This is a genomic window from Streptomyces sp. NPDC085937, assembly GCF_044540535.1.
Classification (GTDB): Bacteria; Actinomycetota; Actinomycetes; order Streptomycetales; family Streptomycetaceae; genus Streptomyces.
In genome coordinates, this window is sequence record NZ_JBITSH010000005.1 from 331,179 (window position 1) to 356,280 (window position 25,102).

The 25,102-nt window shown below is 72.9% G+C and carries 23 protein-coding genes; 15 read left to right on the plus strand and 8 right to left on the minus strand.

From position 1 onward, the window contains the following. The first annotated feature begins 5 nt into the window (after positions 1-5). The 4 genes from ACIF8S_RS14210 (at position 6) to ACIF8S_RS14225 (ending at position 5,652) form a co-directional block, all read left to right on the plus strand. Positions 6-1,247, plus strand: coding sequence for a low temperature requirement protein A (locus ACIF8S_RS14210; RefSeq protein WP_399999375.1), 1,242 nt, complete (start codon positions 6-8; stop codon positions 1,245-1,247). Positions 1,248-1,515: 268 nt separating this feature from the next. Beyond that, entirely contained in the window at positions 1,516-4,275 is a 2,760-nt protein-coding gene (locus ACIF8S_RS14215) for an ATP-binding protein (protein WP_399999376.1), read from the plus strand. Between the two features lie 161 nt (positions 4,276-4,436). Further along, on the plus strand, positions 4,437-5,261 hold the full coding sequence (locus tag ACIF8S_RS14220; RefSeq protein WP_399999377.1) for an alpha/beta fold hydrolase: 825 nt from the start codon (positions 4,437-4,439) through the stop codon (positions 5,259-5,261). A gap of 67 nt (positions 5,262-5,328) precedes the next feature. Further along, positions 5,329-5,652: a putative quinol monooxygenase gene (locus tag ACIF8S_RS14225; protein WP_399999378.1), complete on the plus strand. Its 324-nt coding sequence runs from the start codon at positions 5,329-5,331 to the stop codon at positions 5,650-5,652. A 69-nt stretch (positions 5,653-5,721) separates the two neighbouring features. On the opposite strand, the gene ACIF8S_RS14230 is transcribed toward ACIF8S_RS14225, so the two are convergent. Further along, positions 5,722-5,925 carry a hypothetical protein gene (locus ACIF8S_RS14230; protein WP_399999379.1) on the minus strand — a complete coding sequence of 68 codons (204 nt, stop codon included), beginning with the start codon at positions 5,923-5,925 and terminating at the stop codon, positions 5,722-5,724. A 222-nt stretch (positions 5,926-6,147) separates the two neighbouring features. Further along, positions 6,148-6,624, minus strand: a complete 477-nt coding sequence (locus ACIF8S_RS14235) for a GNAT family N-acetyltransferase (protein WP_349798552.1) — start codon at positions 6,622-6,624, stop codon at positions 6,148-6,150. A gap of 17 nt (positions 6,625-6,641) precedes the next feature. On the opposite strand from ACIF8S_RS14235, the gene ACIF8S_RS14240 reads away from it, so the two are divergent. Beyond that, complete coding sequence (locus ACIF8S_RS14240; RefSeq protein WP_399999380.1) at positions 6,642-7,475, plus strand: exodeoxyribonuclease III; 834 nt, start codon at positions 6,642-6,644, stop codon at positions 7,473-7,475. A 42-nt stretch (positions 7,476-7,517) separates the two neighbouring features. On the opposite strand, the gene ACIF8S_RS14245 is transcribed toward ACIF8S_RS14240, so the two are convergent. Beyond that, the gene (locus ACIF8S_RS14245; RefSeq protein ID WP_399999465.1) at positions 7,518-8,138 is read right to left on the minus strand and encodes a MerR family transcriptional regulator; all 621 of its coding nucleotides are present in this window, start codon (positions 8,136-8,138) and stop codon (positions 7,518-7,520) included. Between the two features lie 177 nt (positions 8,139-8,315). Here ACIF8S_RS14245 and ACIF8S_RS14250 point away from each other — a divergent pair, with 177 nt between their 5' ends. From ACIF8S_RS14250 to ACIF8S_RS14265, 4 genes are all read left to right on the plus strand, one after another. Continuing rightward, positions 8,316-9,833 (plus strand): flavin-containing monooxygenase, encoded by a 1,518-nt coding sequence (locus tag ACIF8S_RS14250; protein WP_399999381.1) that lies wholly within the window; start codon positions 8,316-8,318, stop codon positions 9,831-9,833. Beyond that, the gene (locus ACIF8S_RS14255) at positions 9,830-10,786 is read left to right on the plus strand and encodes an alpha/beta fold hydrolase (RefSeq protein WP_399999382.1); all 957 of its coding nucleotides are present in this window, start codon (positions 9,830-9,832) and stop codon (positions 10,784-10,786) included. The genes ACIF8S_RS14250 and ACIF8S_RS14255 overlap by 4 nt, the downstream gene beginning before the upstream one ends. Beyond that, a complete protein-coding gene (locus ACIF8S_RS14260; protein ID WP_399999383.1) occupies positions 10,783-11,667 on the plus strand; it encodes an SDR family oxidoreductase in 885 nt (294 codons plus the stop codon). The genes ACIF8S_RS14255 and ACIF8S_RS14260 overlap by 4 nt, the downstream gene beginning before the upstream one ends. 75 nt (positions 11,668-11,742) lie before the next feature. Further along, the gene (locus ACIF8S_RS14265) at positions 11,743-11,925 is read left to right on the plus strand and encodes a hypothetical protein (RefSeq protein WP_145826884.1); all 183 of its coding nucleotides are present in this window, start codon (positions 11,743-11,745) and stop codon (positions 11,923-11,925) included. Between the two features lie 84 nt (positions 11,926-12,009). On the opposite strand, the gene ACIF8S_RS14270 is transcribed toward ACIF8S_RS14265, so the two are convergent. After that, on the minus strand, positions 12,010-15,261 hold the full coding sequence (locus ACIF8S_RS14270) for a S41 family peptidase (RefSeq protein ID WP_399999384.1): 3,252 nt from the start codon (positions 15,259-15,261) through the stop codon (positions 12,010-12,012). A 207-nt stretch (positions 15,262-15,468) separates the two neighbouring features. Between ACIF8S_RS14270 and ACIF8S_RS14275 the strand changes: the two genes are divergently transcribed. The 5 genes from ACIF8S_RS14275 (at position 15,469) to ACIF8S_RS14295 (ending at position 20,305) form a co-directional block, all read left to right on the plus strand. Beyond that, positions 15,469-16,071, plus strand: a complete 603-nt coding sequence (locus ACIF8S_RS14275; protein ID WP_399999385.1) for a TetR/AcrR family transcriptional regulator — start codon at positions 15,469-15,471, stop codon at positions 16,069-16,071. Positions 16,072-16,177: 106 nt separating this feature from the next. Continuing rightward, the gene (locus tag ACIF8S_RS14280) at positions 16,178-18,397 is read left to right on the plus strand and encodes an MMPL family transporter (RefSeq protein ID WP_399999387.1); all 2,220 of its coding nucleotides are present in this window, start codon (positions 16,178-16,180) and stop codon (positions 18,395-18,397) included. A 195-nt stretch (positions 18,398-18,592) separates the two neighbouring features. Beyond that, entirely contained in the window at positions 18,593-19,105 is a 513-nt protein-coding gene (locus ACIF8S_RS14285) for a YbaK/EbsC family protein (RefSeq protein ID WP_399999388.1), read from the plus strand. Then, positions 19,102-19,947 carry an EamA family transporter gene (locus ACIF8S_RS14290; RefSeq protein ID WP_399999390.1) on the plus strand — a complete coding sequence of 282 codons (846 nt, stop codon included), beginning with the start codon at positions 19,102-19,104 and terminating at the stop codon, positions 19,945-19,947. Before ACIF8S_RS14285 ends, ACIF8S_RS14290 begins: the two co-directional genes overlap by 4 nt. A gap of 82 nt (positions 19,948-20,029) precedes the next feature. Further along, on the plus strand, positions 20,030-20,305 hold the full coding sequence (locus ACIF8S_RS14295) for a DUF1876 domain-containing protein (protein ID WP_349798531.1): 276 nt from the start codon (positions 20,030-20,032) through the stop codon (positions 20,303-20,305). Between the two features lie 15 nt (positions 20,306-20,320). Here ACIF8S_RS14295 and ACIF8S_RS14300 read toward each other — a convergent pair whose 3' ends face one another. The 4 genes from ACIF8S_RS14300 to ACIF8S_RS14315 all read right to left on the minus strand — a co-directional run bounded on the left by ACIF8S_RS14300 (position 20,321) and on the right by ACIF8S_RS14315 (position 24,189). After that, positions 20,321-21,487 (minus strand): serine hydrolase domain-containing protein, encoded by a 1,167-nt coding sequence (locus ACIF8S_RS14300; protein WP_399999391.1) that lies wholly within the window; start codon positions 21,485-21,487, stop codon positions 20,321-20,323. Positions 21,488-21,570: 83 nt separating this feature from the next. Next, positions 21,571-22,341 carry an energy-coupling factor ABC transporter ATP-binding protein gene (locus ACIF8S_RS14305; RefSeq protein ID WP_399999392.1) on the minus strand — a complete coding sequence of 257 codons (771 nt, stop codon included), beginning with the start codon at positions 22,339-22,341 and terminating at the stop codon, positions 21,571-21,573. Next, positions 22,329-23,090 carry a cobalt ECF transporter T component CbiQ gene (cbiQ, locus tag ACIF8S_RS14310; RefSeq protein ID WP_145826893.1) on the minus strand — a complete coding sequence of 254 codons (762 nt, stop codon included), beginning with the start codon at positions 23,088-23,090 and terminating at the stop codon, positions 22,329-22,331. Before cbiQ ends, ACIF8S_RS14305 begins: the two co-directional genes overlap by 13 nt. 1 nt (position 23,091) lies before the next feature. After that, positions 23,092-24,189 carry an energy-coupling factor ABC transporter permease gene (locus ACIF8S_RS14315; RefSeq protein ID WP_399999394.1) on the minus strand — a complete coding sequence of 366 codons (1,098 nt, stop codon included), beginning with the start codon at positions 24,187-24,189 and terminating at the stop codon, positions 23,092-23,094. A 189-nt stretch (positions 24,190-24,378) separates the two neighbouring features. Here ACIF8S_RS14315 and ACIF8S_RS14320 point away from each other — a divergent pair, with 189 nt between their 5' ends. Then, positions 24,379-24,741 carry an SsgA family sporulation/cell division regulator gene (locus ACIF8S_RS14320; RefSeq protein ID WP_399999395.1) on the plus strand — a complete coding sequence of 121 codons (363 nt, stop codon included), beginning with the start codon at positions 24,379-24,381 and terminating at the stop codon, positions 24,739-24,741. The last annotated feature ends 361 nt before the right edge of the window (positions 24,742-25,102 follow it).

Genomic DNA, 25,102 nt, shown 5'->3' on the forward strand with positions numbered 1-25,102 from the left:
ACCGGATGACGAGCAGCCCGGCTCCGCCTCCGGTGTGGTCCGCGGCGCCCGCCCACCACAGACCCCTGCGCAGGCTCACGGCGCGAGGCCGCGACGAGACCCACCGCGGCGTCTCCCCACTGGAGCTCTTCTTCGACCTGTGCTTCATCGTGGCCATGGCCCAGGCAGGCGCCCAGTTGGTGCACGCCATGGCCGAGGGCCACACGGGCGAGGGGATCCTCGACTACCTGATGATCTTCTTCGCCATCTGGTGGGCGTGGATGAACTTCACGTGGTTCGCCTCGGCCTACGACAACGACGACGTGCTGTACCGGATCGCCACGCTGATCCAGATGGCCGGCGTGCTCGTCCTGACGGCAGGCGTCTCCCAGGCGTTCGAGGAACACGCGTACCTGGTCGTCGTCCTGGGCTATGTGATCATGCGGCTCGCCATGACGGCGCAGTGGCTGCGCGTGGCGCGGTCGAGCCGGGGCCCCGAGCGGACGACGGCGCTGCGGTACGCCGTCGGGCTGTGCCAGATCGGCTGGCTGGGGCTACTGGCCCTGCCGGAGGCCGGCCGCCCGTGGGTCTTCCTGGTGATGGCGCTGCTGGAGATGGCCGTACCGCTGTATGCGGAGCGGGCCCACCCCACGCCCTGGCACCCCCACCACATCGCCGAACGGTACGGGCTGCTCACGCTCATCGTGCTCGGCGAGACCATCGCGGCGGCCACCGTCGCCGTGAAGTCGGGGATCGACGAGCACGAGGCCCTGGGTGAGGTGCTGCCCATCGCCGCCGGCGGACTGCTGATCATCTTCGCCGCCTGGTGGGTGTACTTCGCGGTCCCCGTCCACGGGCACCTCCGGTCCAGCCGGCAGTCCTTCCTCTGGGGCTACGGCCATTACCTGATCTTCGTCTCGGGTGCCGCGATCGGGGCCGGCCTGGAGGTGGCGGTGGAGCAGGCGGTGGGCAAGGCGCACCTCTCGGCGCTGTCGGCGTCGGCGGCGGTGACACTGCCGACGGCGCTGTTCCTGCTCACGGTGTGGGCGCTGCACTCGCGCTTCTACAAGGTGGGGATCGCCCAGCAGTCGGTGCTGCCGGCCGCGGCGCTGCTGGTGGTCGCCTGTACGTTCCTGGGCCACTGGGCGGTGCCCGCGGCGGGGCTGGTGGCGGCGCTGGCGGTGGCGGCCGGGGTGACGCTGACGGTGCTCAGGGCGAGCCCGGAGCGCGGGAAGGGCGAGGAAAGCGCCGCGGTGCCCGTTCTGTGAGGGAACCCCGCCGCGGGCCATGACCGCGCAGGCCTCGGAGGACGGTTCCGCGTGACCTTCGTGTCGTCGTTGCGGTGGGGCTGCGGCGCCCGGCTGGTGTGCTGCCCGATCTGCGTCCGTGGGCTGCGGGTGTCGGCGAAGCCGAAGGGTTCACGCCCCGTTGGCCGGTGGGTGCGACAATCGCAGGTCAATTGCGTGGCTGGTGGTTCGACGGCTTCGCGAGGTACGGCGAGGGACACGGCGGATGTGGGCGAAGTCAAGTACAGGCATGAGTGTCGGCCCGACCGGGCTGGTCGGCCGGGAGGGCGAGCTCGCCGAGCTTGCGGCGTTCCTGGACATGGCCGGGACGGACGGAGCCGTCCTGCTGCTCACCGGTGATCCGGGCGTGGGGAAGACCGCGCTCCTGGACGCGACCGCCGAGCTGGCGGTGGCGAAGGGGGTGCGGGTCGTCCGCGGGAGCGGCGTCGAGTACGAGACGGACATCAGCTTCGCGGGGCTCCATCAGCTCGTCGGCTCGCTGCCGGACGAGCTCGGTCGTCTGCCGGGTTCCGTGCGGGAGGCCCTCGAGGTCGCCCTCGGTCTCGGCGCCGGTCCCGCGCCGAGCCGGATCGCCGTCCTGAACGCGGCACTGGCCCTCTTCGACGAGGCCGCGAAGGAGCGGCCGCTGCTCCTCGTGGTCGACGACCTTCATGTGGTCGACCAGGCGAGCCAGGCCGCGGTGGGCTTCGTCGCCAGAAGACTGGGGGGCCGCCGCATCGGGCTGCTCGGAGCGCAGCGGGCGGAATCCGGCGCAACCTTCCCGTCCACCGGTCTGCCGGAGCTCGAGATCGCGCCGCTGGACGACGCGGACGCCCTGCGGCTGCTGTCCCGGCGCTTCGCCCACCTTCCCCGCCGGGTCCTTTCGACCGTGGCGCACGAGGCGCAGGGAAACCCCCTGGCTCTGCTCGAGTTCGCCGGGTCCACCGGGACGTCCGGCGACCGGCACGGCCAAGGGGCGGGGTGGTCGAGCGGCCCGGGGCGGGACGTGCGCGCTCTGTACGGTGCCCGCGTCGGACGACTGCCGCAGAGAACGCGGGAGGTGCTGCTGCTCGCGGCTCTCGAGGGCTCCGGCGACATCGGCGTTCTGGAGGCCGCCGGCGGGCCGGGCAGCCTCGAGGAACTCGCTCCAGCGGAGCGTGACCACCTGGTCATGGTCGCGGAGAACGGCCGCGCGGTGCGCTTCAGGCATCCGCTGGTCGGGTCCGCGGTGGTCGACGGTTCCACCGGCGAGCAGCGGCGCGGCGCCCACCGCCGGCTGGCCGACGCGCTGGCCGACCAGCCCGAGCGGCGCGGTGATCACCTCGCGAGAGCCACGACGGCGCCCGACGAGGCGGTCGCCGCCGTCGTGGAGTCGGCGGCCCGGAGCAGCCTGCGGCGCGGTGACGCCGACGGCGCGATCGCGAGGCTGCGGCGCGCGGCCGAACTGAGCACCGACCGAGCAGACCGCAGGCGCCGCCTGTCGCAGGCCGCCTACGCCGCCGCCTGGGTCACAGGCCATCTGGAGGTCAGCCACGAGATCATGCGTGAGGTCAAGGGCGATCCGGCGGCCCGGTCGCTCTCGGCGGCCGCGACGGCCGGCTTCCTGGTGCTCGTCACGGAAGGCGACGCCGACACCGCCCACGCGCTGCTCATGGAGGCGGTCGGGCAGGCACCGGTGATGCCCGGTCCGCCGTCCGGCGAGCTGGAGACCGCGCTGTTCACCCTCACCCTCGCCAGCCAGTACTCGGGCCGGCCCGAGCACTGGCGGCCCCTGGTCGACGTGCTCGCCCGGTTCCCCGAGGCGGCGCCCGCCGCCGCGGCGTCGCTGGGGCGCGTCCACCACGACCTCGGCTCCGTCACCGACGGCATGCTGCGCCGCCTGGACGAGGAGATCGCGCGGCTGAGGGACCAGAGTGACGCCGACGTGGTCATCCGCACCGCCCTGACCGCCTCGTACCTCGACCGGCTCCCGGGCTGCCGCGAGGCCGTGTCCCGGGTCATACGCGACGGCGGCGCGGTGGGGTCGAGCATGCCGGCCCTGATGTTCGTCGCCCTGGACGACCTGCACGCCGGCCGGTGGCAGTCCTCGGCCGACGCCGCGGACGAGCTCATCGCCCTGTCCGAGGAGACGGGGTACCACCTGTTCGCCCAGGTGGGGCACTACGTCGCTGCGATGGCCGCGGCCCAGCGCGGCGACCTCGACGCGTGCCGGGAGCACTGCGAGGCCGTCTGGGGGTGGTCGAGGCCCAGGGGACTGCGGCGGCTGGAGAACTGCGCCCACCAGGCGGCGGCCCGGGCGGCCCTCGGCGCCGCCGACTTCGAGACGGCGTTCCGGCACGCCACGGCGATCTGCGCCCCGGGTGTGCTGCCGCCGTTCAACCCCGAGGCCGTGTGGTCCGCGCCGGACCTCGTCGAGGCCGCCGTGCGCTCCGGGCGGCAGGCGGAGGCGCGACGGCACGCGGACGCGCTGCGCGACGCCGGTGTCGGTCACCTCTCGTCGCGGTTCGCGCTGAGCGCGGCCACGGTCACGGCGATGACATCGGCCGGCGAGGACATGGCCCGGTGCTTCGAGGCGGCGCTCGGGCTGCCGGGCGTCGAGCAGTGGCCCTTCGAGGCCGGCCGTGCTCATCTGGCGTACGGCGAAGCGCTTCGCCGGCAAGGACTCACCCGTGACGCCCGGGTGCAGCTGGCCGCCGCCCGCGACCGCTTCGAGGAGCTCGGGGCCCGTTCGTGGGAGGCCCGGGCCGCGGCGGAGCTCCGCGCCACCGGCATGACGCGGACCGGCCGGGGCAAGGCCGGTGAGGCCCTCACCCCGCAGGAGCTGGAGGTCGCCGGACTGGCGGCGACGGGACTGTCCAACCCGCAGATCGCGTCGCGTCTGTTCCTTTCGCCGCGGACCGTGTCGTCGCATCTCTACCGTGTGTTCCCGAAGCTGGGGATCACGTCGCGGGCCGAGCTCCGCGACGCTCTGGAGGCGCTGCCTCCCGACCCTTCGGCCACCCGGCTGTGAGAGCTGCCGGCCGGGTCCCGGCACCGCCCCGGCACTGACGTAGGCGAGCCGTCGGCCGGATGTCAGTCAGCTGACGGAGGCTGTCGGTACGGTGGCCGGGCCATTCTCGTGGAGACATCGAAACCGCCCGGCACCTCGGGCGAGACCACGAGGAGCAGACCATGCCGTTCGTCACCGCCGGCGACGGAACCGAGATCTTCTACAAGGACTGGGGCACGGGCCGGCCGGTCATGTTCCACCACGGCTGGCCGCTGAGCTCGGACGACTGGGACGCCCAGCTGCTGTTCCTCGTCCGGCGGGGCTACCGAGTCATCGCCCACGACCGCCGAGGACACGGGCGTTCCGCCCAGGTCGGCCACGGGCACGACATGGACCATTACGCGGCGGACGCCGCCGCCGTGGTGGCGCAACTCGGCCTGCGCGACGTCGTCCACGTCGGCCACTCCACCGGTGGTGGAGAGGTCGCCCGGTACGTTGCCGGGCACGGTGCCGGGCGGGTCGCCAAGGCCGTCCTCATCGGAGCGGTCCCGCCGCTCATGGTCCGGACCGAATCGAACCCGGGAGGGCTGCCGGTCGAGGTCTTCGACGGCTTCCGCGAGGCCGTGGCCACCAACCGCTCCCAGTTCTACCTCGACCTCGCCTCCGGGCCGTTCTACGGCTTCAACCGCCCGGGCGCGGACATCTCCCAGGGCGTCATCCAGAACTGGTGGCGTCAGGGAATGACCGGCAGCGCGCAGGCGCACCACGAGGGGATCAAGGCGTTCTCGGAGACCGACTTCACCGACGACCTCCGGGCGATCGACGTGCCCACGCTCATCATGCACGGCGACGACGACCAGATCGTCCCGATCGCCAACTCCGCCGAGAGGGCGAGCACGTTGGTCAAGAACGCGCGCCTGAAGGTCTACCCGGGGCTGTCGCACGGCATGTGCACCGTGAACGCCGACACCGTCAACGCCGACCTCCTCGACTTCATCGAGAGCTGACACCGGCCCGGTACCGGCACACAGCCCGTCAGCACGGAACACACCACGGAACAGAGAAGGAATCACCATGACCGCAACACCCACCGGCTACGTGACCGTCGTCTGGGACGCGAAGGCGAAGGCGGGCAGGGAGGACGACCTCAAGGCGTTCATCACCGCCGCCGTCACCCCCTCACGCAACGACCCCGGCAACATCGACTACGAGGCCCACGAAGTCGAGGGCCGACCCGGCGAGTTCGTCATCCACGAACGCTGGGAGACCCGCGCCCACCTCGACGCCCACCTCGCCGCGCCCCGGATGCGGGAACTCGTCCCGCGGATGCTGGAACTGATCGACGGATCCATCGAGGACGGCATCCGGCTGCTGCGCCCGTTCCGCCCCGCCCACTAGCGCCGGCGGCCCGCCGGCACCGACGCCGGCGGGCCGCACCACCGCGAACCGTTCGACGTGATGCGGCCGTCAGCCGATGCCGGTCATGTCCAGCACCTTCGCCTCGTCCGGGGGACGGACGTCCAGCGGCTCGTCGAAGGCGCTGAAGGACGTGGTGGTGACTCTCTCGTCGTCCTTGTAGACGACTTCGAGGATGTACGGCTTGCCCTCGGCGGCGATGGAGAAGGTGAAAGAGCCCTTCTCGCCGTCGGCCACCTTCAGCGGTGTCGCCAAAGTTCCCCCGAGACTCCCGCCACCGGGCACGCCAGGGCCGCTGTCGCAGCGGCCGTCGTTCTTCGCAGGGGCCCCCTCGGATGAGCAACGGATCGATCATGCTACGTGGCCTGGAGGATGCCCCATGAGCGCAAGGGCCGTCCCTGCAGGCGGGCATTCATGCGTGAAGCCCCGGCCGCGTCCAGCGGGCGGGGCTTCGACGAGGGGGTGCTTCCTGACGGGCTACAGCGCCTTCGCGTAGCAGAGGCTGTCCTCGTGGAAGCGGTAGTAGCCGAACTTCTCGCACGGCTCGTAGCCGCTGGAGGCGTACAGGGCGATGGCCTCCGGCTGCTTGGTGCCGGTCTCCAGGACCATGCGGACGCGGCCGGCGGCGCGGGCGTCCTCCTCCAGGGCGGCGAGGATGCGGCGGGCGAGGCCCCGGCCCCGCATCTGCTCGACCACGTACATGCGCTTCAGTTCCGCGTCACCGTCGCGGTTGCCCTCGTCGTTGGCGTCCTGGACGCGCCAGCCGCCGGAGGCGACGGGGACGCCGAGCGCGTCGTAGGCGATCAGGTAGGTGCCGTTGGGGGGAGCGAAGTCCGCGGGGTCCATCGGGGTGGCGTCGCCGCCGTCGCCGTAGCGGATGTCGTACTCGGCCTGGACCTCTGCGTCCAGCTTCACGGCGTCGGGGTGGTCGTAGGGGACCCGGCGGATTTCCATGACGAATACCGTAAAACATGCCCGGACCTGCACGTGTGTATCGTGCCCTGGTGCTCACTGTGACCTCTGTCAACGTCAATGGACTGCGCGCCGCCGCCAAGAAGGGCTTCGTGGAGTGGCTCGCCGGTACCTCCGCCGATGTGCTGTGCCTCCAGGAGGTGCGGGCCGAGGCGGCGCAGCTCCCCGAGACGGTGCGGGAGCCAGAGGGCTGGCACGTGGTGCACGCGCCGGCCGCCGCCAAGGGGCGCGCGGGCGTCTCGCTGTACACCCGCCGCGAGCCGGAGCGGGTGCGGGTCGGTTTCGGCTCGGCGGAGTTCGACGGCAGCGGCCGGTACGTCGAGGCGGACCTGCCCGGTGTGACCGTCGCCTCCCTGTACCTGCCGTCCGGCGAGGTCGGCACGGAGCGGCAGGACGAGAAGGTCCGCTTCATGGACGAGTTCCTGGCGTACCTCAAGGAGCTGCGGGAGAGGGCCGCCGCCGACGGCCGTGAGGTCGTGGTCTGCGGCGACTGGAACATCGCGCACGAGAAGGCCGACCTGAAGAACTGGCGCGGCAACACCAAGAGCTCCGGCTTCCTGCCCGAGGAGCGGGAGTGGCTCTCCCGCGTCCTGGACCCGGCCGACGGCGGCTACGTCGACGTGGTGCGCGCCCTGCACCCGGACGTCGACGGCCCGTACTCGTGGTGGTCGTACCGCGGACGCGCTTTCGACAACGACACGGGCTGGCGCATCGACTACCAGATGGCCACCCGGGGCCTCGCGGACCGCGCCGTGAAGGCGTACGTGGAGCGGGCGGCGACGCACGCCGAACGCTGGTCGGACCACGCGCCGGTGACGGTGGTCTACGGCTAGGCCGGGGCCGCCCTCACCGCGGAGCCGGGCCGTACGCCGGGTTCAGTCCCGCTTCCGCAGCCTCCGGTCCAGTGCCAGGGACAGTTCCGCGTCCACCACGCTGCGGGCCAGGGGGCGCAGGCGGTGGAGGGTCTCCTCCGGGGCGTGGCGGAGGATCAGGCCGGCGAAGAGGTCGGCGAGGGCGTCGGCGTGGGTGCGGACCTCCGCGCCGGTGCGGAGCACCTCGCCGAGCGGGATGCCCTCGCGGACCAGGGCGGACGACACCTCCAGCAGGCGGCGGCTGATGTGCACGATCTCCTCGCCGTCGACGCCCAGGTAGCCGAGGTCCAGGGCGGCGGCCAGGTTCTCCGGGGTGACCTCGCCGGCGAAGTGGTCGGCGAGTTCCTCGGGGGTGAGGCGGACCGGGGTCTCCTCGGTGGGGACCTCCACGCCGAGCAGGTCGCCGACGTCGCGCCCGTGGTCGAAGGCCTCCGCCAGCTCCGCTATGCCGTTGAGGGTGTGACCACGCTCGAGCAGGGCCGTGATGGTGCGCAGCCGGGCCAGGTGCTGGTCGTCGTACCAGGCGATGCGGCCCTCGCGGCGCGGTGGCGGGATCAGTTTGCGCTCGCGGTAGAAGCGCAGCGTACGCACGGTGACGCCGGCCAGCCGGGCCAGCTCCTCCATGCGGTACTCGCGCTTCTGCGGGGGTGTCTCGCTGTCGTCTGCCACAACTGAACCCTAGGTCGTACCGGCGGTAACTTTCCTCGCGCACCCCCTACCCATCAGTACGCCGCTGCTCTACGCTCCCCATTGCGCCAGTGTTCACTGGCATGGTTCTGAGCGATGCGCGGAGGCTTTGGGATGGCCGAGCACGAGCATGTACGGGTCGCGGTGATCGGGTCGGGATTCGGCGGACTCGGGGCCGCCGTACGGCTGCGCCGCGAGGGGATCACCGACTTCGTCGTCCTGGAACGGGCCGGCAGCGTCGGCGGCACCTGGCGGGACAACAGTTACCCCGGGTGCGCCTGCGACGTGCCGTCGCACCTGTACTCCTTCTCCTTCGCCCCCAACCCCGACTGGCCGCGCTCCTTCTCCGGCCAGGAGCACATCCGCGCCTACCTGGAGCACGTCACCGACGTGTTCGGGCTGCGCCCGCACATCCGCTTCGACTCGGAGGTGAAGCGGATGGCGTGGGACGGCGAGCGGATGTGCTGGGACATCGAGACCAGCAGCGGCGACCTCAGCGCGGACGTCGTCGTCTCCGCCACCGGGCCGCTGTCCGAGCCCAAGCTGCCGGACGTCCCCGGCCTGGACACCTTCCCCGGTAAGGTGTTCCACTCCGCCCGCTGGGACCACGACTACGACCTGCGCGGCAAGCGCGTCGCCATGGTCGGCACCGGCGCCTCCGCGATCCAGATCGTGCCGGCGATCCAGCCGCAGGCCGAGCGGCTCACGCTGTTCCAGCGCACCCCCGCCTGGGTGCTTCCCCGGATGGACCGGCCCATCGGTTCCGCCGAGCGCGCCGTCCACCGGGCGCTGCCCTTCACCACCAAGATGCGCCGCGGACTGCTGTGGGGCATCAGGGAGCTGCAGGTCCAGGCGTTCACCAAGCACCCCGGTGAGCTCGGGTTCGTGGAGCAGCTGGCCAAGCGGAACATGGCCCGGGCGATCAAGGACCCGGCGCTGCGCGCGAAACTCACCCCGGACTACCGCATCGGCTGCAAGCGGATCCTGCTGTCCAGCACGTACTACCCGGCCCTCGCGCAGCCCAACGTGGACGTCGTCGCGAGCGGGCTGAGCGAGGTGCGCGGCTCCACCGTGGTCGCCGCCGACGGCACCGAGGCCGAGGTCGACGCGATCGTGTTCGGCACCGGCTTCCATGTCACGGACATGCCGATCGCCGAGCGGGTCGTCGGCCCGGAGGGCAAGACCCTCGCCGAGTCCTGGGCCGGCGGCATGCAGGCGCTGCGCGGCGCCTCCGCGGCCGGCTTCCCGAACTGGATGACGATCATCGGCCCCAACACCGGCCTCGGGAACTCCTCGATGATCCTGATGATCGAGTCCCAGCTGAACTACATGGCCGACTACCTGCGCCAGCTCGACGTCCTGGGCGGCCGGGCCGCCCTCGACGCCCGCCCCAGCGCGGTGCGTGCCTGGAACCACCGGGTGCAGGAGCGGATGAAGCGCACGGTGTGGAACACCGGCGGCTGCACCAGCTGGTACCTGGACGAGAGCGGCCGCAACACCACCATCTGGCCCGGCACGACCGCCGAGTTCCGGCGCGCCACCCGCCGCGTCGACCTCGCCGAGTACGCCGTGCTGCGCGCCCCCGCCGAGCGGGAGACGACCGCCGCCGAGAGCACGGAGGTGTCCGCGTGAGCCGCCCCACCCCCGTCACCAGCGGGCGTTACGCCCCGCCCGCCGCCGTGCGCGAGCTGACCGCCCGCTCCGCCGACGGCACCGGACTCCACGTCGAGGTGCACGGCCCCGAGGGCGCGCCCGCCGTCGTCCTCGCCCACGGCTGGACCTGCTCGACCGCCTTCTGGGCCGCGCAGATCAGTGAACTCGCCGCCGACCACCGGGTGATCGCCTACGACCAGCGCGGTCACGGCCGCACCCCGGCGAGCCCCGTGTGCACCACGGACGCGCTCGCCGACGACCTCGAGGCCGTCCTGACCGCCACCCTCGCCCCCGGCGAACGCGCCGTGATCGCCGGGCACTCCATGGGCGGCATGACCGTGATGGCCGCCTCCGGACGGCCCGCGTTCCGCGAGCACGCCGCCGCCGTCCTGCTGTGCAGCACCGGCAGCGGGCGGCTGGTCGCCGAGTCGACGGTGCTGCCGCTGCGGCCGGGCAGGACGCGGACCTGGCTGACCGGACGCATCCTCGGCAGCCGGGCCCCGCTCGGGCCGGTCACACCGGCCGCCCGGCGCATCCTCAAGTACGCGACCATGGGCCCCGGTTCGGCCCCGGACATGGTGGAGGCCTGCGCGCGCATCGTGCACGCCTGCCCGCGTACCGTGCGCCACGCCTGGTCCCATGTGCTCGCCTCCCTCGATCTCGAAGCGGGCGTACGGGAGTTGCGGGTGCCGGTGGAGGTCGTCGCCGGCACCGCCGACCGGCTCACCCCGCCCGTGCACGCCCGCGCGCTCGCCGCCGCGCTGCCCGACTGCCGGGGCGTCACCGAACTGCCAGGCGTCGGCCACATGTCCCCCGTCGAGGCGCCCGACCTGGTCACCGGGCGGATCCGCGACCTCGTCGCCGCCCATGTGAGCGCCCGCCGGCCCGCCGCACCCGCCGTACCCGCCGCACCCGCCGAGGAGAGCGCATGAGCAGGGTCAGTCTCGAAGGAAAGGTCGCCGTCGTCACCGGAGCGGCGCGCGGAGTCGGGGAGCTGCTCGCCCGCAAACTCTCCGCGCGCGGCGTGAAGGTGGCGCTGGTCGGCCTGGAGCCGGACGCGCTGAAGGACGTCTCCGCCCGGCTGCACAGCGACAGCGACCACTGGTACGCCGACGTCACCGACCACGAGGCGATGGCCCGGGTCGCCGAGCAGGTCCGCGAGCGGTTCGGCCGGGTGGACATCGTGGTCGCCAACGCCGGTGTGGCGACCGGCGGTCCGTTCACCGAGTCCGACCCGGAGGCCTGGCGGCGGGTCATCGAGGTGAACCTCGTCGGATCGGCCGTCACCGCGCGGGCGTTCCTGCCGCTGCTGGCCGAGAGCCGCGGCTACCTGCTGCAGATAGCGTCCCTCGCCGCGATCACCCCCGCGCCGATGATGACCGCCTACTGCGCCTCCAAGTCCGGTGTGGAGGCGTACGCGCACGCCCTGCGCGCCGAAGTCGCCCACCGGGGCGTGAAGGTGGGCGTCGGCTACCTGTCGTGGACCGACACCGACATGGTGCGCGGCGCCGACCAGGACGACGTCATGCGGGAGTTGAGGCAGCGGCTGCCGTGGCCGGCCAACAAGACCTACCCGCTGGGTCCGGCCGTGGACCGGCTGGTCGCCGGCATCGAGCGGCGCTCCGCCCACGTCTACGGGCAGGGCTGGCTGCGCGGCATGCAGAGCGTCCGCGGCTACCTGCCCTCCCTCATCGGCACGGTGGGGCAACGGGAGATGAGGCGGTTCGGGCACCGGCTCGACGGTCTGCGCATCGGGCTGGTCGGGGCGGGCGGCAACGCCGACGAACAGCACCGCGCTACGGTCCGTGACTGATCGACATGCGCAGGGTGACCGCCCGTGTGAATCTGATGGGGCAAGTTCCCCCACCCCACACGGGAGTGAACCCACATGGGTATGAAGGACCAGATGCAGGAGAAGGCCGGCCAGTTCCAGCAGCAGGCCAAGCAGCGCGCCCAGCAGGGCAAGGAGCAGCTGCAGCAGAACCGCAACCGCCGTCGGGACGACGAGGCGGCGGACCCGCAGCGTCGCCGCGAGTCGGAGGAGCGTTTCGACCAGGACCACGAGGTCTGACGGTCGGCACCACCGGGCACTGAGGTGCCCACGCGCTGAGCGCGGGTGGGAAGGGGTGCCCCTGGCGAAGGGGGCACCCCTTCCTCACGTCCGCGGCGGCAGCTTCGGGCGCGAACGGTCGGGCACGTCGCCGTAGCCCGGCGGTGAGGCCGGCGGTTCGGCCTCCAGCAGGTTCAGAGCGAGCGTCACGGCGTCGTCCAGGACCGCGTGCCGGCCCTCGGCCCAGTCCAGCGGCGTGCGCAGCGCCTCCAGGTCGGGGTCGACTCCCCGGTTCTCCACGGACCAGCCGTACGCGTCGAACCAGGCCGCGTTCATCGGGACCGTGATCACCGTGCCGTCCCCGAGCCGGTGCCGGCCGGTCATGCCGACCACCCCGCCCCAGGTGCGCTGCCCCACCACGGGCCCCAGCTTCAGCAGCTTGAACGCGGCGGTGATCATGTCGCCGTCGGAGCTGGTCGCCTCGTCGGCCAGCGCGACGACCGGCCCGCGCGGCGCGTTGGAGGCGTACGACACGGGCTGGGCGTCACGGGTGAGGTCCCAGCCGATGATGGTGCGGGTCAGCTTCTCCACCACGAGTTCGCTGATGTGCCCGCCGGCGTTGCCGCGCACGTCGACGATGAGCGCGGGCCGGGACATCTCCATGCGCACGTCCCGGTTGAACTGCGCCCAGCCGGAGCCGCCCATGTCGGGGATGTGCAGGTAGCCGCAGCGTCCGCCGCTCAACTCGCGGACCACGGCACGCCGTTTGGCGACCCAGTCCTGGTAGCGCAGGGGCGTCTCGTCGATCAGCGGGACGACCGCGACCCGCCGGGGCGGGCCCTCGCCGTCGGGCACGAAGGTCAGCTCCACGGTCGTGCCGCCCGCCGCCGCGAGCAGCGGGTAGGGGCCGGTGACCGGGTCCACGGGACGCCCGTCGACGTGGGTGAGCACCGCGCCCTCACGGATGCCGGCGCCGGCCAGCGGGGAGCGGGCGCGGGAGTCGGAGGAGTCGCCGGGCAGGATCCGCTTCACCGTCCAGCCGGCCTCGCGCGGCACCAGGTTGGCGCCGAGCAGGCCCTGGCGGCGCTGGTAGTGCGGAGGTCCCTCGTTGCGGCGGGCCGCGGTCACGTAGGCGTGCGAGGTGCCCAGTTCGCCGAGCACCTCACGCAGCAGGTCGGCGAACTCGTCGGGGGAGGCGACCCGTTCGACCAGCGGGCGGTACTGCTCCAGCACCCCGTCCCAGTCGATGCCGCACATGTCCGGCTCCCAGAAGTAGGCGCGGATCAGCCGCCCCGCCTCCGCGTACGCCTGGCGCCACTCGGCGGCCGGTTCGGCCTCGTGCTTGATGCGGCGCAGATCGATCCAGACCGTGGAGTCGCCGTCGCCCGGCTCGGTGGCGGGCACCGCGCGCAGCTCGCCCTCATCCACCACGACCAGCCGGGAACCGTCCCCGCTGACCGCGAAGAAGTCGAGGTGGCCGACGAGTTCGGACTTCTTGGCCTTGGGGATGTCGAAGTGCTCCAGGGTGGGCCGCCCGCTGGTGTCGTCGGGGTTGGCGAACGTCTCGCCGAGCGCGCCCGAGATCGGCCAGCGCAGCCACACCAGGCCGCAGCCCGCGACCGGGTACAGCCCGGAGTACTTGGAGGCGGCCACCGGGAAGGGGGTGACCCTGCTCTCCAGGCCCTCCGCCTCCACGGTCACGGTGCCGCCCTCCTCGCTCTCCTCCTGCTCCAGCGGGTCGAGACCGCCCGCCGCGGGACGGCCCTCGGGGCTCAGCGCGAACGGCGAGGGCGTCGCCGAGGACAGCGGCACCAGGTACGGGCGGCAGCCCAGCGGGAAGGACAGGTCACCGGTGTGCACGTCGTACACCGGGTCGAAGCCGCGCCAGGACAGGAAGGCCAGATAGCGGCCGTCCCGGGTGAAGACCGGGTTCTCGTCCTCGAAGCGGCCGTTGGTGACGTCGATGACCAGCCGGTCCTTGATGCGGGCGAGTTTGATCTGCCGCAGGGAGCGTCCGATCACCGGGTGGGACCAGGCCAGCCAGGTGCCGTCGGGCGAGAAGGCGAGGTCGCGCACGGGCCCGTTGCCGGAGTGGATCAGCTCGGTGACCTCGCCCGCCGTCCCGTCCGTCGCCTCGTCGGTGTCCACCAGCAGCAGCCGGCCGTCGTGCGCGGCGACGGCGAGGCGCTGCCCCTCGGGGTCGGCCACCATCTCCAGCACCCGGCCCAGCCTGCCCGCGGCCAGCCGCCGGTGGGCGCGGTGGCCGGTGGCCCGGGGCAGCGAGGCGATCTCCACGGCGTCCTCGCCCTCGGCGTCGGTGACGTACGCGACCTGGCCGCCGGCGCCGAGCATCTCCGGCAGCCGCACCCGTACGCCCGGGGCGTCGGTCAGGGTGCGGGCGGGCCCGTCGCGGTGGGTGAGCCAGTACAGGCTGCCGCGTACGACGACGGCGCTGGCGCGGCCGGTCTCGTCGACGGAGAGACCGTCCAGGTGCTGCGCGGTGGGCACCTGGTAGGGGCGCCGGCCGGCCCCGGGGCCGCTCAGCCGCACGTCGAGCCGGCGCGGGGCGGAGCCGGGGGAGAGGTCGTCCACGATCCACAGGTCGCCGGCGCACTGGTACACGACGCGGGTGCCGTCGGTGGCGGCGTGCCGGGCGTAGAAGGCGTCGTGGTCGGTGTGGCGGCGCAGGTCGGTGCCGTCGTGGGCGCAGGAGTAGAGGTTGCCGATGCCCTCGTGGTCGGAGAGGAAGGCGATCCGGCCGCCGACGAACATGGGGGAGTGCAGATGGCCGTCGAGGCCGTCGAGCAGCCGGTGTCCGTGCAGCCAGAGTCTGCCGGTGGCGCCGCCCCGGTAGCGCTTCCAGGACGCCGGTTCGTGCGGCGGGGTGCCGGTGAGCAGCAGGGACCTGCGCTCGCCCGCGAGGTCGGCGACCTGGATGTCGGAGACCGGGCCCCAGGGCAGCTTGCGTCCGGGGCTGCCGTCCAGGCCCAGCTTGTAGGCCCAGGTGAAGTAGGAGAAGGGCTCGCCGTGCGAGGTGACGGCGAGGATCTCGGCGTGGCCGTCCTCGTGGGGCGGGGCCCAGCCGCACACCCGGGTGTCGGAGCTGCCCCAGTACGTCAGGCGCCGCCCGGGTCCGCCGTCCACCGGCACCAGGTGCACCTCGGGGTCCAGGGTGCGCCAGCTGGTGTACGCGATGTGGCGGCCGTCGGGGGAGAAGCGGGGGTGGCCCAGCTTGGTGCGGTCGACGGTGAGCCGCCAGGCGCGGCCCGGTCCGTCGAGCGGGGCGAGCCAGAGGTCGTCCTCCGCGACGAAGCACAGCAGGTCGTCCTTGAGGTGCGGCAGACGCAGATAGGTCACCCTCCCCATGCTTTTCCGGGGGACGGACCGCAGCAACTCGTGCGCGTCGCCGCAACCCGTGCGGATCGCTTATGCGGAGCGAACAACCGTGACGCAGAACACGAACGAAACCGTTTCGTTTCGTTAAAGGGGAGAGGTACCGTCGTCTTGTACGAAACCGTGTCGTTTCTTTGACGCGGTGGGACCCGGAGCGGAAAGGTGGTCGGCATGAGTGACATCGCGACGTCACGTCGCAGCCGGATCACCCCCGAGCGCGAGGCAGAGCTGTACGGCGCCGTGCTCGAACTGCTCCGTGAGGTCGGCTACGACGCCCTCACCATGGACGCCGTGGCCGCCCGCACCCGGTCCAGCAAGGCCACGCTCTACCGGCAGTGGGGCGGCAAGGCCGAGCTGGTGGTCCGGGCGATGCGCAGCCAGAAGCCGGGCGGCATCGCCGAGGTGGACACCGGGTCCCTGCGGGGTGACCTGCACATCATCATCGGCCGCGAGGACGACTGCGTCATGGCGGAGAACGTGGCCCTCATGCGGGCCCTCGCCATGGCGGTGCACCAGAACGACGACCTGCGCCAGGCGCTCCGCGAACTGCTGGTGGAGCCGGAGGTCGAGGAGTTCCGCCGCATCGTCGACCGCGCGATCGAACGGGGCGAGGTCCGCCCGGACAACCCGGCGCTGGACTACATCGTGCACATGCTCGTCGGCGCCTTCGCCACACGGATGCTGATCGACGAACAGCCGCCCACGCAGGCCTTCCTCCGGTCGTACATCGACGCCGTGGTGCTCCCCGCCCTCGGAGTCGCCCCAGCCGACTGACCCCCAGTCGTACCGGAGTCAGCCACTTCCTGACGTATCCGCTCACGTCGTCGGGCTGATCCCCCCTGCCCCAAGACATCCACGACCTGACCGGGAGCACGCCCTCGTGGCCACATTCCTGTACCGACTCGGCCGGTTCTCCTTCCGGAAACGGCACGTCGTCGCCCTCTTCTGGGTGGCGCTGCTGGCGCTCGCGGGCGCCGGCGCCGCCGGCGCACCCGCGGCCGGCAACTCCTCCTTCTCCATCCCCGGCACCGAGGCCCAGAAGGCCTTCGACCTGCTGGAGGAACGATTCCCCGGCTCCAGCGCCGACGGGGCGACCGCACGCGTCGTCTTCAAGGCGCCGGACGGCGAGAAGATGACCGACCCCGGGAACAGGACGACGGTCCAGGAGACCGTCGACGAGCTCTCCGGCGGTTCCGAGGTCGCCCGGATCAGCGACCCCTACCAGGCCGACGGCGTCAGCCAGGACGGCACCGTCGCCTACGCCTCGGTGACCTACAAGGTCCCCGGCATGGAGCTGGAGGAACCGACCCGCGAGGCACTGAAGGCCGCCGCCGAGGACGCCCGCGACGCCGGGCTGACCGTCGAGATCGGCGGTGACGCCCTCCAGGCCGTTCCGGAGACCGGTTCCGCCGAGATCATCGGCATCGGGGTCGCCGCGGTCGTCCTCGTCATCACCCTCGGCTCGCTGCTCGCCGCCGGACTGCCGCTGCTCACCGCGATCGTCGGCGTCGGCATCGGCGTCGCGACCATCACCGCGCTGGCCGGCACGCTCGACCTGGGCTCCACCACCTCCATCCTGGCCTCGATGATCGGTCTCGCGGTCGGCATCGACTACGCCCTGTTCGTGGTCTCCCGCTACCGCGCCGAACTCGCCGAGGGCCGCGAACGCGAGGAAGCGGCCGGCCGCGCCGTGGGCACCGCCGGTTCCGCGGTGGTCTTCGCCGGCCTGACCGTCGTGATCGCCCTGGTGGGCCTCTCCGTCGTCAACATCCCGATGCTGACGAAGATGGGCATCGCCGCCGCCGGCACCGTCGCCGTCGCCGTCCTGATCGCCCTCACCCTCATCCCGGCCGTGCTCGGCTACGCCGGCCGCCGCATCCCCGCCGCGGGCGAGAAGAGCAAGCTGCTCGGCGGCGGCCGCGCCAAGAAGAAGGCGGACCGCCCCAACATGGGCACCCGCTGGGCGAGCTTCGTCGTCCGCCGTCCGCTGGCCGTGCTGCTGCTCGGCATCGTCGGCCTCGGCGCCGCCGCGGTCCCGGCCGGCTCTTTGGAGCTGGGCCTGCCCGACGACGGCTCGCAGCCGACGTCCACCACCCAGCGCCGCGCCTACGACCTGCTCTCCGAGGGCTTCGGCCCGGGCTTCAACGGCCCGCTGGCGGTCGTGGTCGACGCCCAGGGCAGCGAGGACCCGCAGGCCGTCTTCCGGCAGGCCGGCGACGAGATCAAGGCCCTCGACAACGTCGTGAACGTCGCCCCGGCGCAGCCCAACAAGGCCGGCGACACCGCCACCATCACCGTCGTCCCGGACGCCAAGCCCTCCTCGGTCACCACCGAGGACCTGGTGCACGACATCCGCGCCGCCGGTGCGGACATCAAGGCCGACAGCGGCGCCGACGTCCTGGTCACCGGGGCCACGGCGATGAACATCGACGTCTCGCAGAAGCTCAACGACGCGCTGGTGCCGTACCTGGTGCTGGTGGTGGGGCTCGCGTTCCTGCTGCTGATCGTGGTGTTCCGCTCGATCCTGGTCCCGCTGAAGGCGGCCCTCGGCTTCCTGCTGTCGGTGCTGGCGGCCCTCGGCGCGGTCGTCGCGGTCTACCAGTGGGGCTGGCTGTCCGGCCTGATGGGCGTCGAGGAGACCGGCCCGATCATGTCGATGATGCCGATCTTCATGGTCGGCGTGGTCTTCGGACTGGCCATGGACTACGAGGTGTTCCTCGTGACCCGTATCCGCGAGGCCCACGTCCACGGCGAGAAGCCGTCCCAGGCCGTGGTCACCGGATTCCGCTACAGCGCCCGGGTGGTGACCGCCGCGGCGGTCATCATGATCGCGGTGTTCTCCGGATTCATCGGGGCCAGCGACTCCATGGTCAAGATGATCGGCTTCGGTCTCGCGATCGCCGTCCTCTTCGACGCGTTCGTGGTCCGCATGGCGATCGTCCCGGCCGTCCTGGCACTGCTCGGCGACAAGGCCTGGTGGCTGCCGAAGTGGCTGGACCGCGCCCTGCCCAACGTGGACGTCGAGGGCGAGAGCCTCGCCGCGCACGGCGGCACGGCGGACAAGGACGGCGACGAGGACAAGGAACTCGTCCGGGCCTGACGGCCCGGACGGTCACGACCAGCCGGTGAGGGCTCCGTGGGGACGGGGCGCCCTCACCGGCTTCCTCGTCCCCTACGCCCGCCCGGCCGCCCGGCGGCTCGCCGGGCCCGCTCGCCAGGCCCCTCGCCAGGCCCGCTCGTCCGGCTCGCGGAACGCGGTCGCGTGGCCTGTGCACCGACCGCTAGCGTGCCCCGCATGACCACCCCCGCCACCGACGCCGAGGGCTCCGGAGCCCACCCCCGCTTCGCCGAGGCCCTGCGGGAACTGGGCCTCGCGGACGTGATCGGCCAGGTCCGCCGCTTCCCGGAGGCCACCCGCACCGCCGCCGAGGCCGCCGCCGCGATCGGCTGCGAGCTCAGCCAGATCTGCAAGTCCCTGATCTTCGCCGCCGACGGGGTGCCCGTACTGGTGCTCATGGACGGCGCCTCCCGCGTCGACGTCGAGCGGGTCCGGGAGGAGCTCGGCGCCGGCCGGGTCACCCGGGCCAAGGCTGATGCCGTCCGCGAGACCACCGGGTACGCCATCGGCGGCGTTCCGCCCTTCGGCCACCGCACCAGCACCCGGGTCCTCGCCGACCGCTCGCTGCTCGGCCACGCCACCGTGTGGGCGGCGGCCGGCACCCCGTACACCGTCTTCCCGATGGAACCCAAGACGCTGATCGCCCACGCGGGCGCGACCCTCACGGACGTACGCGAGCGCACCACGTGACGCCGTTGGTCGTCGTGGCGGTGCTGTTCGCCGCGGTCACCCATGCCGGCTGGAACGCGCTCGCGCACCGGATCACCGACAAGCTCGTCGGGTTCGCGCTGATCTCCGGCGGCGGGCTGCTGATCGGGCTGGCCGCCGCCCCGTTCGTGCCGTTCCCGGCGGCCGGGGCCTGGCCGTACCTGCTCGGCTCGGCGGCCGTGCACATCCTGTACTACGCGCTGCTGATGACGTCGTTCCGGCTGGGCGACTTCGGCCAGGCCTACCCGCTGGCCCGGGGCAGCGCGCCGCTGGTCGTCACCGTGCTGGCCGCCGTGTTCGCGCACGAGGTGCCCGATCCGTGGGCCGCCGCCGGGATCGTCGTCTCCTGCGCGGGCCTGACCGGGGTCGCCCTGTGGGGGCTGCGCGGCCGGCGGCCCGACTGGGCGGCCGTCGGCGCGGCCCTGGCGACCGGGCTCACCATCGCCGTGTACACCGTCGTCGACGGTCTCGGCGTCCGCGCCTCCGGCTCGTCGGCCGGGTACATCGCGTGGCTGATGGCGGTCCAGGGCACGGTCATCCCCGCGTACGCCCTGGTGCGGCTGCGCGGCGAGGCCGTCACGAGGATGCAGCCGCACGCCCGGCTCGGCCTGCTCGGCGCCGCGCTGTCCGTCCTCGCCTACGCCCTGGTCCTGTGGGCGCAGACCCGCGCACCGCTCGCCCCGGTCGCGGCGCTGCGCGAGTCGTCGATCATCGTGGGCGCGGCGATCGGCGCGGTGTTCTTCAAGGAGCGGTTCGGCGCGCCGCGCGTCGCCGCGGCTGGGCTGCTGGTGGTGGGCATCGGGCTGATGCTGCACGCGGCGTAGGCGCGCGGCGAGGGGCGGGCCGGGTGCACGGGGACGGGGCGAGGCGCACTCTGGAACGAGAGGAATCCGGAGGTGACCCGTCATGACGCACACCACAGTGGGATGGCACGTGGAGATGGAGTTCACGGAGGACGATCAGCACACCCGCGCGGTCGCGCTGGTCCGGCTGCCCGACGGCTCCGAGGTGCGGGCGCACGGACACGCGTCCCGGCACTACACCGACTCCAATCAGCCACGGGTCGGGGAGGAGATCGCCGGCGCGAGGGCGCTGAACGAACTCGCCATGCAGATGCTCACCAAGGCGCACGGCGAGATCGACGACGCGTCCGGCCGCACCTCGCACCCGATCCACGTGTAGGAACCCCGGCGGGCCCTACGAGCCGAGGCACTCCCGTACGGCGCGGATCAGCGCCTGGGCCCTGGGGTCCGCCGTCACCGTCCTGCGGAAGCCGTTGGTGACGTAGCCGAGGGCGACGCCGGACTCCGGGTCGGCGAAGCCGAGGGAGCCGCCGCGGCCGGGGTGGCCGAAGGAACCCGGGGCCAGGAGGGGGGAGGCGCTGCCGTGCAGCATGTAGCCGAGTCCGAAGCGGGTGCCCACCACCAGGACCCGGTCGGGGCCCGCCGACTCCTCGGCGCGGGCGCGCTCCACGGTGGCCGTCTCCAGCAGGCGGGTGCCGTCGACCGGGCCGATCAGTGACGCGTAGAAGCGGGCCAGCCCGTCCGCGGTCGCGATGCCGTTCGCGGCGGGCAGGGCCGCCGCGTGGAACGCCGGGTCGTTGTGGTCCGGGGACGGGTCGATCGCGGCGAAGGCGCGGCGGGTGAGGGAGTCCGGGTCGGCGTAGGCGGCGGTGACCGAGCGCTTGGGCCGGGCGCGCAGCGCCCCCGACGGCTCGGGCCCCTCGACCTTCCCGGCCCGCCCGACGCGGTGCGCCTCGGCGTCCGGCAGCCCCACCCACAGGCCGAGACCCAGCGGGGCGGCGATCTCGGCGGCGATCCACTCGCCGGTGCCCCGGCCGGTCACCCGGCGCACCAGTTCGTCCACCAGCCAGCCGTAGGTCAGCGCGTGGTAGCCGTGGTCCGTGCCCGGCTCCCACACCGGCGCCTGGGCGGCGAGCGCCTCGGCGGCCCGCCGCGGGTCGGTGGCCTCCGCGAAGCTCAGCGGGCGGTCCAGCACCGGGAGCCCCGCGCGGTGGCCGAGGACGTGCCGGACCAGCACGCCCTCCTTGCCGTGCGCCTTGAACTCCGGCCAGAGGCGGCCGACCGGCGCGTCCAGGTCCAGCAGACCGCGCTCGTGCAGCATCAGCAGCACGGCGGCGGCGACGCCCTTGGTGGCCGACCGCACGACCTGGGCGGTGTCCCGCTGCCAAGGTGCGGTGCCGTCGACGTCCTTCGTCCCGCCCCACAGGTCCACGACCCGGTGCCCGTCCCGGTACACGGCGAGTGCCGCGCCCCGCTCCCCGAGCCGCTCGAAGTTACGGGCGAACGCCTCCCGGACCGGCTCGAAGCCCTCGGCCACCGTGCCGTGCACGTCGACGTCCACGTTCCTGTCGTTCCTTCCACTCGCCTGCGACAGTGGGTGCAACCACGCCGGTGCGCCGGCGATTCCGGACTGCGGCGCGTTCGTCACCCGCGGCCGGGCGGCGCGGGCACGGAGCGGGGGTCGAAGCCGTACGGCAGCTCCAGGCGGTGCGCGCGCATCAGGTCGTCGTCGGCGAGGAGGTCGCCGGTGACGCCGTCCGCCGCGATCACCCCGTCGCTGAGGACCAGCGCGCGCGGGCACAGCTCCAGGGCGTACGGCAGGTCGTGCGTGACCATCAGGACGGTGACGTCCAACGAGCGCAGAATGTCGGCCAGTTCGCGGCGGGAGGCGGGGTCGAGGTTGGAGGACGGCTCGTCCAGGACGAGGATCTCCGGCTCCATCGCGAGGACGGTCGCCACGGCCACCCGGCGCCGCTGCCCGAAGGACAGGTGGTGCGGCGGGCGGTCCTTGAACCCGGCCATGCCGACCCGCTCCAGCGCCCGGTCCACCCGCGCCTCCAGCTCGGACCCCTTCAGCCCGGCCGCCGCGGGCCCGAACGCCACGTCCTCCCGCACGGTCGGCATGAACAGCTGGTCGTCCGGGTCCTGGAAGACGATGCCGACCCGGCGCCGGATCTCCGCCATGTGCCGCTTGCCGACCTCCAGGCCGGCCACCCGCACCGTGCCGGTGCCGCCGGTGAGGATGCCGTTGAGATGCAGGACGAGGGTGGTCTTGCCGGCGCCGTTCGGCCCGAGCAGCGCGACCCGCTCACCGCGTGCGACGCGGAAGTCCACGCCGAACAGGGCCTGATGGCCGTCGGGGTAGGCGAAGGCGAGGCCGGAGACCTCCAGGGAAGCAGTACTCACAGGGTCCATCCCAACAGACATACGACGAGGGCGGCGCACGGGAGGGTCAGGGCGTACGACCACTGCGCCCGGGACGCGGCCACCTCGTCGATCACCGGCATCGACCCGGTGTAGCCGCGGCTCACCATCGCCAGGTGGACGCGTTCGCCGCGTTCGTAGGAGCGGATGAACAGGGCGCCCGCCGACTTGGCGAGCACCCCCCAGTGCCGCACGCCGCGCGCCTCGAAGCCGCGGGACTCGCGGGCGATCCGCATCCGGCGCATCTCGTCGGTGATGACGTCGCCGTAGCGGACCATGAAGGACGCGATCTGCACCAGCAGCGACGGCAGCCGCAGCCGCTGCAGACCGAGCAGCAGTTCGCGCAGTTCGGTGGTGGCGGCGAGCAGCACCGAGGCGGCGACGCCCAGGGTGCCCTTGGCCAGCACGTTCCAGGCACCCCACAGGCCGTTCACGCTGAGCGAGAGCCCGAGGACGTCGACCCGCTCGCCCTCGGCGACGAACGGCAGCAGCACCGCGAAGGCGACGAACGGCACCTCGATCAGCAGCCGCTTCAACAGGAAGCCCGCCGGGACACGCGCCGCGTACGCGACGGCGGCGAGCAGCACGGCGTACCCCGCGAACGCCCACATCGCCTCGCGCGGCGTCGACACGACCACCACCACGAAGGCGAGGACCGCGGCGATCTTGGTGTGCGGCGGCAGGGCGTGCACGGCGGAGTGCCCGTGCCGGTAGAGCCGGTGGGTGTGACCCGCGCCCACGTCAGACGCTCGTGCCGGCGGGGGAGGTGGCCTCGGCCTCCTCCTCGGTGCGGCGCCGGCGGACCGCCCAGAACACGCCGGTGCCCGCCACGACCGTCACACCGACGCCGATCACGCCCGCGAGACCTCCGGAGAGGCGGGCGTCCTCGACGTCCTTCACGCCGTAGTCGGCGAGCGGGGAGTCGGCGGTCGCGTGCTCCTCGGCCTTCTCGTCGATGCCGTGGTCGGCGGCGACCTTCTCCAGGCCGTCCGGATCGGCCGAGGCGTAGAAGCTGACGAACCCGGCGAGCACCAGCGAGGTGACCAGGCCGGCGATCCACACCCTGCGCGGAGACCGCGCCGCGGCCGGGACGGGCTCCGCGCCGGTGTCCGGGGCGTCGACCAGCTCGCCGTCCACCCGCAGCTTCAGCTTCTGCCGCAGCCCGCGCGCCCCGTGCACCAGGTCCGGGCGGACGGCGACGACCGCGCCGACGGTCAGCGCGGTGATCACGGCCTCGCCGAGACCGATGAGCACGTGCACGCCCACCATGGCGCCGGCGACCTTGCCGAGGGACACGTCGGTGGTGCCGCCGACCGCGAACAGCAGCGTGAAGACCACGGCGGACGCGGGGACGGAGACCAGGGCGGCGACGAAGGACGCGGCGGTCACCGAGCGGCGGGTGCGCGGCAGCACCTTCACCAGACCGCGGAACAGGGCGTAGGCGACCAGGGTCGTGGTGATCGCCATCGTGGTGATGTTCACGCCGAGCGCGGTCAGGCCGCCGTCGGCGAACAGCACGGCCTGCATCAGCAGCACGACGGACACGCACAGCACACCCGTGTACGGGCCCACGAGGATCGCGGCGAGGGCGCCACCGAGGAGGTGGCCGCTGGTGCCGGCGGCCACCGGGAAGTTCAGCATCTGCACGGCGAAGATGAACGCCGCCACCAGCCCGGCCAGCGGAGCGGTGCGCTCCGCCCCGGCCCCGGCCGCGCCCGGGCTCGAGGTGTCGTCCAGCTCGCGGCGCGCGCCGCGCAGGCTCACGGCGATCGCGCCGGCGGCGAGGAGGCCGGCGGCGGCGGATATGGGGGCGTCGATGAATCCGTCAGGTGCGTGCACGGACTCGATGATGTGTCCTGTTGCGAACCTTTCGCAAGAGCGAGTGACTTGTTTTACCTCCGCCCTACCTCATCCGTGCTAGTCGCCGCTCGGAAGCGCAGATTCCGGAATGGGTGCAGGATGGGACGGGGGTGGGTAGTCGGCTTGTATGCCTTTGACGGCGTGTGACGCAGCGTAAGGGGCCCACCGATGTCCGTGATCGAGCAGTACGCGCGAGTCCACATCGTGACGGATGCGGATCCCCTCCTGGAGAACCGCGGGGCGGTCCCCGTGGTGCTGCGGTACGACCCCGAGGCCGACCCCCGACACGTGCGCGTCAACCTGCCCGGCACCGTGCCCCGCGAGTGGGTCATCGAACGTGACCTGCTGGAACGCGGTCTGACCGCACCCGCGGAACAGGCCGGCATACGGGTGTGGCCCTGCGGCCGGGTGCAGGCCGTGGTGGAGTTCCACACCCCGCAGGGGGTCTCCGTGGTCGAGTTCGAGATGAAGACCCTCGCCCGCTTCCTGCGCCGCACCCACGTCCCGACGGCCCAGCCGGTCCCTCACTGAGCGTCACGGCTCCGCCGGACGGGGCACCGTAGCTCCGCTCACCGGTCGGCGCTGCCCGTGCGGCCGGGCTCGGCCGATCCCGCATGAAGCCCTGGGCTCCGCCCGGCCGGTCCCGCGCTGAGTCCCTGGGGCTCCGCTCACCGGCCCGCACGGAGTCCCGTGGCTCCGCTCACCGGCCCGCACCGAGGCTGCGGCTAGTTGAGACGGTCCCGCCCCCGAGCACCGCGGCTTCGCTCACCGGCCCGCGCTGAGCCCTCAGGGCTGACCGGCCCGCGCTGAGCCCTCAGGGCTGACCGGCCCGCGCTGAGCCCTCAGGGCTGACCGGCCCGCGCTGAGCCCTCAGGGCTGACCGGCCCGCGCT